13 protein-coding genes are annotated in these 15998 nt (G+C 37.2%); 5 read left to right on the forward strand and 8 right to left on the reverse strand.

Annotated features, from left to right (window positions below; all coding sequences use genetic code 11):
• Positions 1 to 274: 274 nt before the first annotated feature.
• The 4 genes from JMM81_RS19745 (at position 275) to JMM81_RS19760 (ending at position 5278) form a co-directional block, all read left to right on the forward strand.
• A complete protein-coding gene (locus JMM81_RS19745) occupies positions 275 to 1507 on the forward strand; it encodes an ATP-binding protein (protein ID WP_256243257.1) in 1233 nt (410 codons plus the stop codon).
• 659 nt (positions 1508 to 2166) lie between these two features.
• Positions 2167 to 2397 (forward strand): hypothetical protein, encoded by a 231-nt coding sequence (locus JMM81_RS19750; protein ID WP_256243258.1) that lies wholly within the window; start codon positions 2167 to 2169, stop codon positions 2395 to 2397.
• Between the two features lie 117 nt (positions 2398 to 2514).
• Positions 2515 to 3369, forward strand: a complete 855-nt coding sequence (locus JMM81_RS19755) for a PLL family lectin (RefSeq protein WP_256243259.1) — start codon at positions 2515 to 2517, stop codon at positions 3367 to 3369.
• A gap of 352 nt (positions 3370 to 3721) precedes the next feature.
• Complete coding sequence (locus JMM81_RS19760; RefSeq protein ID WP_256243260.1) at positions 3722 to 5278, forward strand: sensor domain-containing diguanylate cyclase; 1557 nt, start codon at positions 3722 to 3724, stop codon at positions 5276 to 5278.
• 247 nt (positions 5279 to 5525) lie between these two features.
• On the opposite strand, the gene JMM81_RS19765 is transcribed toward JMM81_RS19760, so the two are convergent.
• The 7 genes from JMM81_RS19765 to JMM81_RS19795 form a co-directional block, all read right to left on the reverse strand.
• Positions 5526 to 5837, reverse strand: coding sequence for a phage holin family protein (locus JMM81_RS19765; RefSeq protein WP_256243261.1), 312 nt, complete (start codon positions 5835 to 5837; stop codon positions 5526 to 5528).
• Between the two features lie 107 nt (positions 5838 to 5944).
• Positions 5945 to 6670 carry an ABC transporter ATP-binding protein gene (locus JMM81_RS19770; RefSeq protein WP_256243262.1) on the reverse strand — a complete coding sequence of 242 codons (726 nt, stop codon included), beginning with the start codon at positions 6668 to 6670 and terminating at the stop codon, positions 5945 to 5947.
• Positions 6667 to 7815 carry an ABC transporter permease gene (locus JMM81_RS19775; RefSeq protein WP_256243263.1) on the reverse strand — a complete coding sequence of 383 codons (1149 nt, stop codon included), beginning with the start codon at positions 7813 to 7815 and terminating at the stop codon, positions 6667 to 6669. Before JMM81_RS19775 ends, JMM81_RS19770 begins: the two co-directional genes overlap by 4 nt.
• Before the next feature lie 3 nt (positions 7816 to 7818).
• Positions 7819 to 9039: an ABC transporter permease gene (locus tag JMM81_RS19780; protein ID WP_256243264.1), complete on the reverse strand. Its 1221-nt coding sequence runs from the start codon at positions 9037 to 9039 to the stop codon at positions 7819 to 7821.
• A gap of 75 nt (positions 9040 to 9114) precedes the next feature.
• Positions 9115 to 11034 (reverse strand): zinc ribbon domain-containing protein, encoded by a 1920-nt coding sequence (locus tag JMM81_RS19785; protein ID WP_256243265.1) that lies wholly within the window; start codon positions 11032 to 11034, stop codon positions 9115 to 9117.
• A 226-nt stretch (positions 11035 to 11260) separates the two neighbouring features.
• Entirely contained in the window at positions 11261 to 12571 is a 1311-nt protein-coding gene (locus tag JMM81_RS19790; RefSeq protein ID WP_256243266.1) for a glycoside hydrolase family 3 protein, read from the reverse strand.
• The gene (locus tag JMM81_RS19795) at positions 12571 to 14019 is read right to left on the reverse strand and encodes a zinc ribbon domain-containing protein (protein WP_256243267.1); all 1449 of its coding nucleotides are present in this window, start codon (positions 14017 to 14019) and stop codon (positions 12571 to 12573) included. Before JMM81_RS19795 ends, JMM81_RS19790 begins: the two co-directional genes overlap by 1 nt.
• 479 nt (positions 14020 to 14498) lie before the next feature.
• On the opposite strand from JMM81_RS19795, the gene JMM81_RS19800 reads away from it, so the two are divergent.
• The gene (locus JMM81_RS19800; RefSeq protein WP_256243268.1) at positions 14499 to 15314 is read left to right on the forward strand and encodes a zinc ribbon domain-containing protein; all 816 of its coding nucleotides are present in this window, start codon (positions 14499 to 14501) and stop codon (positions 15312 to 15314) included.
• Positions 15315 to 15541: 227 nt separating this feature from the next.
• Here JMM81_RS19800 and JMM81_RS19805 read toward each other — a convergent pair whose 3' ends face one another.
• The gene (locus tag JMM81_RS19805) at positions 15542 to 15868 is read right to left on the reverse strand and encodes a TcaA NTF2-like domain-containing protein (protein WP_375162423.1); all 327 of its coding nucleotides are present in this window, start codon (positions 15866 to 15868) and stop codon (positions 15542 to 15544) included.
• Positions 15869 to 15998 lie beyond the last annotated feature (130 nt).

The following is a 15998-nucleotide window of genomic DNA, read 5'->3' on the forward strand; positions in this document are numbered from 1 at the left end:
GGAATCTCAAAAATAGTATTAATATTGTAAACGTATGCAATTCAATGCACTCTATTCAAGTGTTCATTTTTTCAGTAAATATTTAGTTTACCATATATTAATTATTTAATAAGTAACAAATATCATAATTATAGGTGTACTGAACAAAATTTTTTTCAAATATCTGGATGGTGCTTGGCACCCATATCATGGTACTATATTGAATAGAAAAGTTTAGAAAACTCACTTTTCCAAATATCTGGATGGTGCCTGGCACTCGAAAGGAAGTTCAGTCTTGATTGAAACTTTATTATTAAATTTCCTGATTTTACTTATTCCTGTTTTAACATTTCTTATCTTTTTTGAAAATAAATTAAATTATGTTAACAAACCTATACTAGCCATCCTTACCGCTATTTCAATGGTTCTATGTATAACGTTCCCTATTTATTTGGAAAGTGGCTTTATTTTTGATTTACGCTATATTCCTTTTGTCATCGCTGCCCTTTTTGGTGGATACAAATACGCTTTTCCACTTTATATCGTTCTCAATGTATACCGGTTCATCATTGGAGTTGAAGGTGTTATTCAATCATTTTTGTTTTCAAGCTTTATTTTTGCACTCGTACCATTGTATAGCAAAAAATTCATCCAGTTAGACTCTCGATATAGAATTTCTTTCGCCGCATTCGTCTCTTTTTTTACTATGGCTGTTTACCTTTTTACTTTAGGTTTTCAAACACCATTAAATCAGAATTTCTGGACCTTATCATTCTATGCTTTAACGACACATCTAGTCATGACGGCGATCCTTATGTTTTTAATTGAACAAATTATTGCGAATAGAAAAGCTCGTGAAACCCTTTTGCAATCAGATCGATTACAACTAGTCAGTGAATTATCGGCCAGTGTCGCTCATGAAATAAGAAACCCACTTACTGCCACGAACGGTTTTTTACAGTTGTTAAGTCAGTCAGAATCGATACCGATGAAAGAAAAAAACTATATCAAGTTTTCATTACAAGAATTAAATCGAGCTGAGCAAATTGTAAGTGATTTTCTTGCTTTCTCCAAGCCACAATCTGAAAACATGATAAATTCAGACCTGAAAGAAGAAACAGAGTATGCCAGAAACGTTCTATTACCTTATGCACATATGCACCATGTCGATATACAGCTTACCTTCCATAATTCACTACATACAAACTATGATAAGAATCAAATTCAACAGTGTTTAATCAATTTATATAAAAATGGTATTGAGGCAATGAAAGAAGATGGCGGTATTCTTTATATTGATGTTTCCGAATATAAACATAACATCATGATTCAAATTAAAGACACAGGAATTGGAATGACAAAAGAAGAAGTTTCACGTCTGGGTAAGCCTTACTATTCCACAAAAGAATATGGGACAGGCCTTGGCATGCTCATGGTGTATAGTGCCATCCATAAAGTTAGAGGACAGATTAGAGTAGAAAGTGAAAAAGAAAAAGGCAGCACGTTTACGATAACCATTCCGGTATAAATCTGTTATCTATGTATTGTCTGCCCTATTATAGACATCATCACCCTAGATTATTTTGATATAGCTAGGGTTTTATTCTTTTTAAGCGATATAACTTCCTTTACAGATCTTCTGAATGAGAAAGCCTATGCAGGTCGCAGACTGTCTTTAGACATGGGATGATAGTAAGGTCAGATGCGATGTATAGATAAATACCGAAAGTATGTTCTGTACATCGCATCTGAAGTGGTAAAATAGGCTTATAGACAAAAACCAAGTCTATAAAACATTTTTGTTCTTTGATCATTAGATATTGTATAAGGTTCGATAGCCTCATTCAGGCTATTGGTAAAACAATAGGTGTCGTTATGCGAAAGACGATAAAATACTTATACTAATTCGGTCGAAGGACTGAACGTTTTCGCTGGCGGGCAGCCAGTTTGAGCTTGATGGGGATACAGGAAGTATCGTATCCATCCTTCTTTTCTCAAAGGAGAAAGGCGGCCCAAGAAAACCACACAACCACAATTCGTCTAATCGATTCGTAACAGCTTTGGGGTAAGAATCCCACTGCTTTAGCTGTGTGGAGTGTCAAGATTCCTGAAACTCATTCAATAACAGGGATTCACCGTACGCCAGTTGTTGCATATGCTGATTTATAATATAGAGGAGGTTTATATATGTATCCTAGACACCCTTATCAAACACCATCATTTATCCCGGTGAATGATTATGTTCAGCCTACTATGTTTCGTCAACAGCTGAGTGTACAAGACATGATGCAGTTACTTCGTTCACAGCACAATAACTTATATACTCAAATGGAGCAAGCTGGAATGAGCCGAAATATGATTGATTACATCTTTTCACTTGCCGTGGGCTTTACCCTCAACCAAGCAAATACTAACTAAACAGCCAGTCAAATATACACTAGATTTCAACGCCAATTCCCATGGCTCACGATTATTTTCAGACGATTTAATATTTCACAAAACGTTGCAAACCGAATTTTGACAAGAGTGATTCAATTGACATTAAACGCTATTGGAAATGGTGGAAATCAACCGAGCGATGCTTGGACAGATTGGGAGAACTTAGGCGGTACCTTAACCTCTGCTCCCGCAGTCTCTTCTTGGCAACCGAATCGGCTTGATGTTTTTGTTCGAGGAACCGATAATAGCCTCTATCATAAATATTGGAACGGGCGGCAATGGATTGATTGGGAAAGCCTTGGTGGCACGTTAACTTCTGCCCCAGCGGCTGTTTCTTGGGGACCCAACCGGATCGATGTTTTTGTTCGAGGGACCGATAATAGTCTTTATCATAAATATTGGAATGGCAGTCAGTGGATTGATTGGGAGAACCTTGGTGGCACGTTGTCTTCCGCTCCTGCAGTTGCTTCTTGGCAGCCGAATCGGCTTGATGTTTTTGTTCGGGGAACCGATAATAGCCTCTATCATAAATATTGGAATGGCAGCCAATGGATCGATTGGGAGAACCTTGGTGGCACGTTGACTTCTGCTCCTGCAGCTGTTTCTTGGGGACCCAACCGGATCGATGTTTTTGCTAGAGGGCGAAATGAGGATTTAATTCACAAGTGGTGGGATGGATCCAATTGGAGTAATTGGGAAAGCCTTGGAGGAACCCTCACATCAGAACCTGCCGTTGCGTCTAGACGTCCAAACCGCCTGGAGGTATTTGCAAGAGGATCTAATCGAAACCTATATCTCATAACTTGGAATGGCTCACGTTGGTCGAATTGGCAAAACCTTGGTGGTACTCTAACTTCTGCACCAGCTGCCGTTTCTTGGGGACCGAATCGTACCGATGTATTCGCAAGAGGACAAAATCAGAATCTCATCCATTCCTATCGTGGGCAATGATTACTCCACAAATTTGAAGTACCCTTTCTAACACATAGCTAAAAGTTTGATCCTACTATGAAATAAACATCCAATCATTTGGAATGGAGTATCGATTAATCAGCTGGATGCTTAGAGATTTACCTTATGTTCATTAGCACACTAAAAGAGAGCCAATCATGATCTTTCAATGAATGACTCTCTTTTTGTCTAACAGTATAAAACGATAGAATTTATCCATTTATCTGGATGGTTCCTGGCACCTAAATATATATAGGCATATATTACTATCATCTATTTAATCTTTATGGTAAAATTATACTATAAGAGGTGATTTATTGTTTCTGCCGTAAAGAGGGGGTGAATGATATATATGTCTATTAAAAAGGGAATAAAACTTAAGTTTGCAATCAGTTTATTGGTAGCGTTTACAGTTTGTAGCACGACCACTATTAATTGGTATTTATCTGTTCAGGCGCTTAAAAATACCTTAACTGAAAATTATCTAGAAAATAACTATCAATACGCAAAAAAAATCACCTTAAATACGAATGAATTACTTCACAATATGCAACAACAACTCGGTACGTTAGCCAACATACTAGGCCATCAAGCATTCAATCAATCTGATTTAGATGATTGGAGAGCTGCCAACAGTGGTTATTTAAATTCATTATTTACAACAGATGCAAACGGTGTCGTTCAATTAATGAGTCCTCAAGCGGTGCCAAATAATAAGAATAGCGTTCAGCCTGGAACTCAAATTAAGTCAGATTTGATGACGCAAGCTTTAAAAAATAAGAAACCCTTTATTTCTGACCCTTATTTAGCACAAACAGGGAACTTAATGATTCTCATCTCCTTTCCTATTTTTGATGAGACTGGAAATTATAAAGGTGTTGTCGATGGCACGATCTATCTAGACAGCGATAGTTCGCTCAAAAGGGTCCTTAATCACCATGAATTTTTAGATGAATCATCCGTTTTTGTTGTTGATCGATCAGGTCAAATTATTTATCATCCAGATTCAGATCGAATCAATGAATCTATAGCCGATCACCCTCTTGTACAAAACGTGATTCAAGGAAATAGCGGATCAGCCCAAATCATTAACAGCAGGGGGACCGAATATTTTTCTGGATATGCCTATGTGGAGCAAACAGGTTGGGGCATTATTACCCAAACACCTACTTCTGTAATAGAAGAGCCCCTTCACAACCTAACAAAAAAGGTCATTATTCAGCCCCTTCCACTACTATTATTAATCTTGTTACTTGCTTGGCTATTTACAAATCACCTCTCTAAACCTCTTAGTAAGTTAGCCAGATTTTCAGAAGAAGCGATTCAATCCAATAAAGTCACTCATTCGATTCATCATTTAGAAATAAAGTCACCTATTTATGAAGTACGTCAACTGTACAAACATATTCAAAAACATTTTCAATTATTAAATACCCAAATACAACAAGACGGTCTTACAGGGTTAGCGAATCGAAGATCCTTTGATTTACAAATAAAAGAATGGATTGAGCAGAAAACACCATTTTCATTAATTATGATTGATATCGATAACTTTAAGAACTTCAATGATGTATATGGCCATTTAGTTGGAGATGATGTGTTAAGATTTCTTGCTTCAATTATGCATAACGTGTCTCGCGAAGATGACTTATGTTATCGTTATGGCGGAGAGGAATTCGTGATCCTATTGAAAGATAAGGATGTGGAGGACGCCTTTGCATTAGCAGAACGCCTGCGCTCAACACTAGCTCAGACACCAAGTCCTGCAGGTCAACCGATCACTATTTCCTTAGGCGTTTCTTCTTATCAAGAGAAGGATCAGCTCCCAGAAGACGTCATAAAAAGAGCCGATTCTGCCCTCTATCAATCAAAGCGTGAAGGAAAAAACAGAACAACGATAAGACATTAGGTGCCTGGCACCTTCCTCTCGAAATAGTAGTAGGGGTTATTCGCGTTGGGACATGCCCTGGAAGAAGCGAGTATAGCCGAGGAACACGATTCCTCAAAAGAATAAATAGTTATTATCTATTTAATAGCAGCGGGGCTGTTCCATAAGGTGTCTAACACCTTATGGAACAGCCCCGCTTTAATTTATCATGCTTTTATTATTCTATAAACCTACATATATCTCAGGGTGATAAGGAGAAAACCTAAACTTAGTCTTTCTCCTTATCGCCCTTCTCCTTATCATCCTTCGACTGGGTTCCTTTTTCTGGGTTAAATCTGTTCATCGTACTCACGATTAAATCCCTCGACATCACTGCTGCACCAGTAACAAGTATGCCTTGGACAACCGACTGTATTTCAAATCCATAATACAGCAGACAAGAAATGACCGCAAAAAGCAACTTTATCCATGCATGACACCAGAGAGGAATACATGGCGTTTGTCTCAAAAAAACCCCGATAATATACAAAACAGGAATCAAAATAAACGCATCCGGTCTAATATAATCGTTAATATTCATTCGATTGATCACCTATATCTCATTGTAAATTAGGGCACGAACTCTTAAATTAACTTATTCAACCGTCACATATTTGTTCATTCTATTTCCGATTATCTGGAGGGTGCCTAGCACCTCAATAGGTGGCATACTACGTCTTCTATAGAGGCTTCTTGGTTTGCTGCCATGTCTAGACTTTCACGCGCTTCCTCTAACGTGCCAACAAACCGGATCCCCCCTTTACTTAGTACACCAACCCGATCGCACAGATGGATCATTTCATGGATATCATGGGTAATATACACAATCGTTTTTCCTTGTTGTGCCATCTTCTTCATATATTGATTAATCTCTAGCTTCGACTGAAGATCAATTCCAACCGTTGGCTCGTCCATCAATAAAATTGCCGGATCATGAATGAGCGCAACCGCAATATTCAACTTGCGTTTCATGCCACCTGATAAATTGGATACTTTCTCATTCCACTTATCTCGTAAGGAAACAGCCTCACATAACTCTAATAACTTCTCTTCAGATGGCTTAACACTCACAAACCTACTCCAAAAATGAAAGTTTTCCTTTACCGTAAACTCTTCCCATAAAGCAATTTCTTGTGGAACAAAACCAATCATTTGACGAATTTGCTTCTTATGCTTGCTTAAGTCCAACCCCTTCATCACAACACTACCTGCAGATGGCTTTAACACAGTGGCGAGGATCGAAACCAAGGTTGATTTCCCTGCCCCATTCTCTCCCAATAAGCCAAATATTTCGCCTTCATGGATATCCAACGAAACACCCTTTAGCAGCTGATATTTTCCATACTTTTTATCAATATTTTTCATGTGAATCATCGTAAACGTAGCCTCCAAACCGTCCATTTCCAGAAAAGGAAAGAGCCCCCCATCATCGTTAAACCTATTCTCCACATTTCACTCATATTCATTACCCGTAACAGTTGCTGTGGCAACCACTCTGACAAAGTTGCTAATGCTGGTGAAAGTTCAGTAATCGGGAAAAAGCTTCCTCCCGAAATGGCAAGAATAAACGCAACCAGTATGCTTGCCACATAATAGCTTCCAAGATGACGAATAAAACTAGCCAACCAAACACTAAGCGAAATGGAAAAAACAAGAAATAAAATCATCCCTACAAAAAGAGACAGTTCTCTCTCCATCCACCCAAAATGAGATAATATCCAAAAACTAAGCAAAGCCTGACCACTATGAACAAGCAAAAAAGCACAGGCTGTTTGAAATAAATAGGAAGACAACCCTTTGTACGTTGTCATAATACGTGAAAACACAACCGAACGTTCTTTCACGACCCAATCAGACATCATAAAACAAGAGATCATCGTAAAAAAGCTCCAAATTCCTAAATAAGGAACAAATAAAGCACCTTTTTCTGTTTCCATATCATTTCCCACTTCTTGTGATCCATTCTCTTGTACATAATGAATCGTCATAAGCGGTTCTGGTTCCCATTGACCGAGAGTATAATCGTAAGCCTCTTGCCAAATGAGGTGCCCATCCATTTGCTTTCGTTCATATAATTGCATCACTCGATTGGACGCTTTAATCGCGCTTGTCATTTTTGTGACCTCACTTGCCACTACTTCCTGAACAATTCCAGATGCAACCGATGTAGGAGATGTCCATAGCTCAACCATTGCCTCTCTCTCTTCCTTCAACAAATGCTCCTGAAACCGAGGTTTAATAACAAAAACACTATCCACCTCATTACGCTCTAGGAGAGTACTTGCATCTTCAGAAGAAACTTCATTTATCACCAGCATTTCTTGCTTTTTCATTTGCTCGATCACTTTTTTCGAAAAAACACTTTGATCTTCATCCACAAACCCGATTGGAATAACCCATTCTGTTTGCTGCTTTTCCAAAAAAGACCCCAGCAATATAGAAGCTGCAAGCGGGATCATGAATAAAAGAAAGAACCCAGGCGCTATCATTCGTTTCAGCTTTCCAATCATGATTCTCATTTCTTAAACCCTCTCCTTTCGTCGCTGTAAACTCCAACCTGCAACAAATAAACAGCCGAATGAAAAGAGAAGAAGAAAGAGTCCTAACCTACCAGAAGCATAAACGGTCCATTCCTGATGGAGTGAAAACATCCATTTTAGAATCCATCCATTAAGCGAAAAAGCATTAAGCTCCTTGAGCCACTCAGGAAAATAAACAGAAGGAATAAAATGCTCTCCGATCGTAGCACCTAGCACCATCACAAGAAGACTGACAATAAGAACTACTTTTTCATTGTCAATCAAGGCTTCCAGCATGACAAACAAACTCAGGAAAACAAGTATAATAAGCATCGTCGCTCCAATAAGGACGGCTACTTGAGAACCAGACGTCCACCCTTGCCAAATCGAAAACGGAATAGACACCAGAAGAGAACTACCAAGAACAAACAAATAAGCAGCCAGCATCCGAGCAAATACCGATTGAATCTTTAAAAATCCCATTCCAGCTAGTCTAAGATCGATCGATCGATTCATATTTGCCTTTAAAAGAAAAAGACCCATATAACTCCAAACCATCATGAGAAGAACATAAAACGAAATCGCATAATAGTGTAGAATGCTTTGTTGAAAAAGATTAGGCTGCTCTACTCTTTCAAATAATTCTCCTCTCCCTAAAACATGTAATGAAAAAGAAAGAACAGCTCTTTTAAATTGATCTTTTTGTTCGCTCTTAGAAAAACCAGCTTCCTCCATAAAATGATCAATCGTATTGATGCCACTTTGAGCAGCAGATGTAAAATCAGCAGCACTTTCCATCACATAACGAATAAGCTGTGATTGCAGGGGGCGCTGCTTATTACCAATCACTGTCACAGGCGTGTTCTTCCCTCTCGCCACATCTCGGCTAAAGCCCTTTGGAATATGGATAATTGCCGCAATTTCATTAGCATGAAGATAGGCCTCTGCTGTCTGCTTATCTACCTTCACTGTTTTCATCAGTTGATTTAAATGAGGACTTTCAGTCAGTTGGCGGATAACAAGTTCTGTTTCTACTGTCACATCTTCGTTTACGATCGCCACTTTAAACTGTTGAACACGAGCTTCTTCCTTTAATAGTTGACTACCCATAAGAGCAGCCCCTAACAAAAAGAAAATAGGTGTCAGCCACAAGATGATGGCTGACCTCCTATTTTTCAACAGAGTTTTTATATAAATAGACGTAAAGATTAGTGTATTTTTCATATGAAACACCTATTATGAATAAATAGTATTCTCTTATTTAAACTCAGCATCGTCTGTTCTGAAAAAATGATTCTATTAATAGCCGTCGAAATAGTAATCTTCCCCATAATCATAATAAGAATCCTCATAATAATAATCGTCATAACCATAGTCATAGTAAGAATCCTCATACCTGTAATAAGAATCCTCTGGGATTAGTCCATACTTTTCTCCAAGTTCATAAATGTTTGTACCTACTTTTTCACTAATAGCAAACATTTCATCTTCAGAAATTTTGACTACATTGAGTCCGTCGTCAGAATTCGTATCCAAAGTTGGCAATTGTACTTTATCCTTAAGAGTTGTTTTTGTATCAAGATTTAGGGTAATGGATCCAGAATCATAATCATCTTCCATCTCTAATTCAATCGTAAACTTTTCATCACTATATTCTTTCTTTAGGTTCACATCACTTACTTGCTTAATCTCACCTTTAATTTCATTCGGAGCATCATAGAAGCTACGTCCATTAAACCCTAGTTCAAACTCACGATTAATCGTTTGCTTGCTTCCGTCTGCCCCTTTAAAGTGGCTCGCCATCGTGAACGTGACATCTTCCTTGTTACCATATTCTTCAACAGAAAAAGTAGCTTTCAAGTCTTCCGTGCGCGTTTCTTTCTTCGTCTGAATATGATTCGTGAATTGGAAGATAGCATTGAAATCTTCATCCTCTTCAGGAGATAATTCGACCTTCCATTCATTCAACTTCTGGTTATCTCCATAAGGAACATTTTTACTTGTTACGACCGTATTTATTTGTTCACCATCGACACTTAAAGCTAATGTCATATGACGGTCAATAATTTGTTCATTTTTATCGATCAATAGAGTGGAAGTGAAACCATTAGGATAATCAATCGCTTGCATTTCATTTTTCATTTCTTTAAGTCCATCTACCATTTCCTCTTTCAATTCACTTGCATCTGATAATTCTGCAGCCAGCTCACCTTCCAAAGCAGCAGCTTCAGCTAGTTTCTCTACTCGGTTAACAATCATATTATGAAGCTCTTGATCTTGGATAATATGATCCATAAATCGATTAACCAATTCTTTCGTTTCTATCGCTGAGAGGGTAAGCCTTACTGCCCTTAATTTCATTTGCTCCCCTTCATGCTCATATTTAACACCTTTCTGAACTTGGAAGCTTTCATCCTTTAGTTCAGTGAGTAAAAATTCGGAGTACTGTTCTTGTAAGTATTCCTTCTCTTTGTCTGTTACTATAAAATTCTTAAGTTCAAGATCTGATAACTCCAATGTTTCTGGTCCTACATAATACGGATCAATCATTCGCATAAACTCTCCGTATTCATTAAAGTTCAAATAAAAGAATTTTTCATAGAGCAAAGGAACCTTTATCCCCATTTGATCCTTCGACTGAAACAATTCAACATCGATTGCTTTCTTATTCTCTACATTTAAAGCAAGTGAATAATGACCTTGCTTATTAACAGGATCTTGTACGGTTTTAGCTGAAATCGAAGCGGCACTTAATAACTCACGCATCATTTCAAATTCTGGATCACCTGCAGCCGAATCCAACTCTAAATCACCACTTAATACCACTTCTGATTGGGATGGCTGTTCTAGCGCTTTTTCTTGAAATTCAATGGTGTCGCCATATTTTGTTTCCAACTCGGTCACGCTTTGCTGAAATGTTTTATATTCGGACAGTAAATACAGCTCTTTCGGACTTAGTTTTAATAAAAACGCTGCTGTAGCAGACCCTCCTACGATTAAAAGAATAAGTACGATAAAAATAGGTTTTTTCCAAAAAGGAAATTTTCCAGGTGTCCTTATTTCAGGTTGTTTTGGGCGTATTTCTGCCTCTGCTCCTGCACTAATTTGTTGTTCCCCTATTGGTTCTTCTCGATTGACTGGAGCACCACAAGATGTACAGAATCTAGCATCCTGACTTAATGCTGCACCACATGATTGACAATTTTTCACTTTTCTCATTCTCTCCCCTTTAAATTAACTAATTCCTTTAAAGATGGAACCTTTTTCATCATATATAAATCTCTATATTAATTCTATAACTTTGACATTTTTAGACATTTTAAGACGCAACTTTTTGCCCTTGTAGGTAAATGAAGAAAGACTAATGATACAACTTGCATCATCAATCTTTCTTTATTTATTAAATCTAAGGGCCTATTCTGCTAACTCACATACAATCTCATCATCATTGACCAACAACCTGTTCAGCATGGTTTGGGTCAACATAAGTAGATTGAATGGATATTAATTTATATCGTAAAATTCTTTCAACCGCTTCATCAATTCTAGTTTCTGCTAATTTTCCTGCTTGGACGGCGTTTAAAACCCCTTTGTATACTTGATCTTGATTTTGGAACGTGTGACAGACTAATAAGACGTCAGCACCTGCTTGGACGGCCTCAAAGCCCAAATCTTGGTAAGTAAAGTACTTGCTGACCGCTCCCATTTCAAGATCGTCTGTTACGACAAGACCTGTGTAACCGAGTTGTTCTCTTAATAAATCTTGAATGATCACCGGTGAAATACTTGCTGGTTTTTCTTGATCGTAAGCCGGATATTTAATATGTGTAACCATTACAAAAAATTGATTATGATCCACATTTTCGATCATTTTCTTAAATGGATAAATATCATTGTTCTCTAAATCCCATTTATTCGCTTCTACTGATGATGTCTCTATATGTGGATCAATAGTGCTTCGACCATTACCAGGAAAATGCTTTAAGGTAGCCGCAATACCTGAATCAGCTAATCCATTCACCACCTGCTTACCGAACTGATAGGCATGATCTGGATCACTACCAAAAGAACGCGTATCTATGGAGGATAAATCCACATCTGGTGCATAGTTGACATTAATCCCCATCGCCGCTAATTCTCGTCCTGTACGCTTAGCCGTCGTATAAATTTCTTGCTCATCCCCTCTTTTTCCAAGTTCTTGCTGAGAAGGGATTGGAGAAACTCTATCTCTCATCCGAACGATAGATCCGCCCTCTTGATCAATACTAATCGTGAGAGGAATCTGGTCATTAGACGCATTTTGGGCCAAGCCTTGCAGATCATTCGTTAACTGTGCAACTTGCTTTGGTGTTTCCATGTTACGGTCATACAAAATAACTCCACCAACGTGATAGTCTTCAATCATCTTTTTGATATGCTCATCAACTTGATGACTCTGGAACCCTACTACCATTAATTGACCAATCTTTTCCTCCAGAGTCATACTGTCCATAATCGATGTCACTTTTTCATCTAACGACATTTCTTCCTGCTGTTCTTCTGCATCAGTAGTTGTCTCTTCTTCTACTTGTTTTTCCTCTGTTTTGGATTCATCTGAGTTAGATTCCTCACGATCCTGTTGAGAAATTGTGTTTTCTTCTTGACCTTTTGGAGAATCAAAGGCTCCAATTGGACCAACGAGCCAAATGGTAAGAAGAAAGGCTAAAATGGCCAATAAAAAAAATCTTATTCGATATGTTTTTTTCGTTCGCCTCATTATTCTACTCTAGAATCTAACTTTTTCAATTCAGGGTCATCTAAAGTCCACTGACCATTTTCCTTCACTAGATTCCAGTATCCACCCCATTCCTGTACTAAAATGGTGCCATCTTCTTGATTATCGTAAGAAGTCATTTCGATATAGGCTTTTGCTGAATTGCCATCCACACTCTCTACTTCAAGCGTTGTAACATCGTCCCTTATATTTGCTTCCAATCCTTCTCTCCATCCATCTAATGTATTTTTCTTTTTCATGGATGACGAAAAAAGATCGTGGGCAGATGAAAAGTCATCAGCTGAAATATTGCTATAATGGGAAATAATGGAATTCTCAATCGCCTGTTTCTCAGTTTCTCCCTCAGAAGCTACTTCTTCCTCTTCTTCAGCCGCTAACTCTTCACTTTCATTATACTTGATGTCTAATTGCAGATTATACATGCCTTTCTTAATTGTAACCTCTTGACTCTTTTTTACCCCTGACGGAAACTCTTTTTCTGCATATACTTTTATTGATCCATCGATCGGAATAGGCCCAAGGGAACCAATATCGTAAATGGTTTCTTCCGTACTTTTTCCGTTTACATATAGAATGGCATCATCATAGCTATAGAGATCAACATAATAATCTGACCATCTAAATTTTAGAGGCGATTTAGACAGGTCTATTTCTGACGTATCGATTTCATCCTCTTGTTCTACTTCTCCATACTCACCATTTACAATGGCTTTTACATCATAAACACCTGGTAAAAAAGGACCGAATGTTTTTTCTTTTCCACTTTTAAGGGTACCCTCTTTTTTATCATTGAAATAAATATCTGTCTTATCTTCACTTGATGAAACTTTAGCGTAAATAGGTTTGATTTGAACAACATAGTAATCAAATATCAACCATTTTTTCCCGTTATCCTTTAACTGAGCGATCGAAGAGTCCTCTTTATTAAAGCTAACTGCTGGGATTGAATCAGTAGACTCATATAATGCAAGATTCTGATTAAAGCTCTCTGACATAGCTGTAATCATCCGTGGATCTTCATGTAAATAAGTTATAAATGCCTTTGTTTGCTCATCATCTACTGAAAGTTCTAACTGACCTTCGTTAATGAACTGTTTTACCTTTTGCGTATCTTTTGATTCAATTGCTTCCATAAACTGATTGGCAGTAGCTTCCGGCCCAAACATATTACTAATGACATAGTAACTACCTACTAGCAGAATAGCGAACGTCACAGCAATAGTCGTAAGAACTTTCGCCTTTTTACTAAGTGGTTTTCTTGGTGGAGGAGGCGTCATTTGCTGATTTTCCATTGAAGGAGTTCCATTCGTTGATTGTGTGGAAGCAGTTGGCTTCGAGACAGGATTTGGACTTTTCACAGGTTGTCCGCATTCTTTACAAAAAACAGCCCCTTCCTTTAGTTGATTTCCACAGTGTTTACAATACTCCACTAAAAATTCACTCCTATTTTCAAAAGTATTCTTTATCATAAAATTCTATGAATATCGTACCATCACAATGATATTCCGAAAAGTCTTTTTAACTATTTGTGTGTTTAATTCTAGAGATAATTTATGCGATTAAATATTTTTACAATAATATCCAATAATATAGATACATAGATAAGTATTTGATATTATTATAAACTAAATTAGGTAATTTATCCAAGATAGACTTCCATCAATAGGGGTCTTATCGCCTGTTAAAATGGGGTAAAATTCATATATATTCAAATAAAAGTTTCAAATAACATCAGGAGGTTATCCATGAAAAAAAGCATTGTTGGACTACTCTTTAGTGCAATCATTATTCTAGGAGTCTGTTTTAATTATAGATATAAAGGGTTAACAAGGTTACTAATTGTGGTGTATACTCATTTAGTAATCATAAAAATATGATAATAGTACTAATTTAGAAAGGAAGGATATTGATGATTTGTCCTAATTGTTCACATCAAAATGAAGGAGGGAAATTTTGCGAAAAGTGCGGAACTCCATTAACTGTAGAAGTTAATAGGGAAGCTGCCGTTACTTTTGAAGCAACAAATACCTCACAGCCTCAACAACCACAACAACCTGTCCAGCCAAATAGATACATAGAATCAACAAAAAGAGTTTCAAAAATGTATTTTGGTTATTTTATGCAAGTATTGAAGCAACCATATGCTAGTTCACAAAATGTTGGAACGGAACATTTTATTAATGGTATTATTACCATGGTACTATATGCCTTCTTCATTCCATTAACCCTATATTTCGGATTAAAAGGGGCTCTAAGTAGTGTTAATTCTTTTAGTGCAGATCTATTTGGAAGCTCCACTTCTATGGAAGTTCCTTTTACAGATGTTGTATTAAAACCAACATTCACATTCATTATCTTTATCTTTTTAATCGTTCTTTTTACATTCGTGTCAATTAAGTTGGGGCGTGTTAATGTCTCATTAAAAGAAGTCATTGCTCGTTTCGGATCCTTTTTAATTCCAATTGTAGCTATTTTAATCATTGGCGTCATTATGTCTATTCTTGAAATCAAGTTATTTGCAGCTGTTTTAGCATTAGGAATTGTTGGGTCTATTTTCTTAGTTCCACCACTTGTCATTGCTTCTTATAAAAAGGAAACAAGTGATGGGGTTGATGTCATTTATGGATCTTTTATCACTTATTTGTTAACGGTTATCGCTATTTCTATTATGGGAGACATGTTACTTGAAGCATTTCAATCTAGCTTTTTTGACTTCTTTTTTTAAAAGAATTTAAAGTAACAACACCCTAAGGGTTTCATATTGAACGCATTCCTAAATACAAAAAGCCACACAAACGTTATAACGTTTGTGTGGCTTTTCTATATGATTAACAGTATGGCAGGTGCCTAAACAAATTCTACTCAGGTCCAACAAGCCCATCATTTAACATCGGACTCCATTTATATTGGACAACGATTAAAAATTCCTACTTCATAAAGAAGACTTCCATATTATATTTCACTAGTACTCTCAAGTGCCCAGACTTGGTATTCTTCTTCACTTGAACTGCTTATTCTATAAGTAGATTCGAACTTCTTCCTACTCGTTGTACCATTAGAATAATGAATATCATATTCTTCTATTGTATGAACTAAATAGCCTTCATCCATTTCCTCGTAATCAACGACTTCTACGGAAAGAATGTCTTCTTTAATCCCCTTCGATACAATATAATCAATATAATCTTTCGATTCCTGATAAGACTTTCCATCTGGATCATGGAAGGATTCGACTATTGAGAAATCACCTTCATTCATGGCTGTCACACTTGTTTCAATGTATTGCTTCTTGAACTACTCACCACTTAATTTCTAACGAAATTTGAAGTGGGAGATTCCTGCGAACACCAGTGTATCCACCAGTTTTTTAGCAGGCTAACCCCGTCGTCCCGACGGTTCGTGCTTAATA

It is taken from the genome of Bacillus sp. V3B (assembly GCF_024494465.1).
Taxonomy (GTDB): domain Bacteria; phylum Bacillota; class Bacilli; order Bacillales; family Cytobacillaceae; genus Bacillus_BD.

What these genes read in the sequence shown, in the direction of transcription:
- JMM81_RS19750 (WP_256243258.1), top strand. Translation starts at nt 2,167, where the DNA reads ATGTATCCTAGACACCCTTATCAAACACCATCATTTATCCCGGTGAAT.
- JMM81_RS19760 (WP_256243260.1), top strand. Translation starts at nt 3,722, where the DNA reads ATGTCTATTAAAAAGGGAATAAAACTTAAGTTTGCAATCAGTTTATTG.
- JMM81_RS19765 (WP_256243261.1), bottom strand. Translation starts at nt 5,837, where the DNA reads ATGAATATTAACGATTATATTAGACCGGATGCGTTTATTTTGATTCCT.
- JMM81_RS19770 (WP_256243262.1), bottom strand. Translation starts at nt 6,670, where the DNA reads ATGATTCACATGAAAAATATTGATAAAAAGTATGGAAAATATCAGCTG.
- JMM81_RS19775 (WP_256243263.1), bottom strand. Translation starts at nt 7,815, where the DNA reads ATGAGAATCATGATTGGAAAGCTGAAACGAATGATAGCGCCTGGGTTC.
- JMM81_RS19780 (WP_256243264.1), bottom strand. Translation starts at nt 9,039, where the DNA reads ATGAAAAATACACTAATCTTTACGTCTATTTATATAAAAACTCTGTTG.
- JMM81_RS19785 (WP_256243265.1), bottom strand. Translation starts at nt 11,034, where the DNA reads ATGAGAAAAGTGAAAAATTGTCAATCATGTGGTGCAGCATTAAGTCAG.
- JMM81_RS19790 (WP_256243266.1), bottom strand. Translation starts at nt 12,571, where the DNA reads ATGAGGCGAACGAAAAAAACATATCGAATAAGATTTTTTTTATTGGCC.
- JMM81_RS19800 (WP_256243268.1), top strand. Translation starts at nt 14,499, where the DNA reads ATGATTTGTCCTAATTGTTCACATCAAAATGAAGGAGGGAAATTTTGC.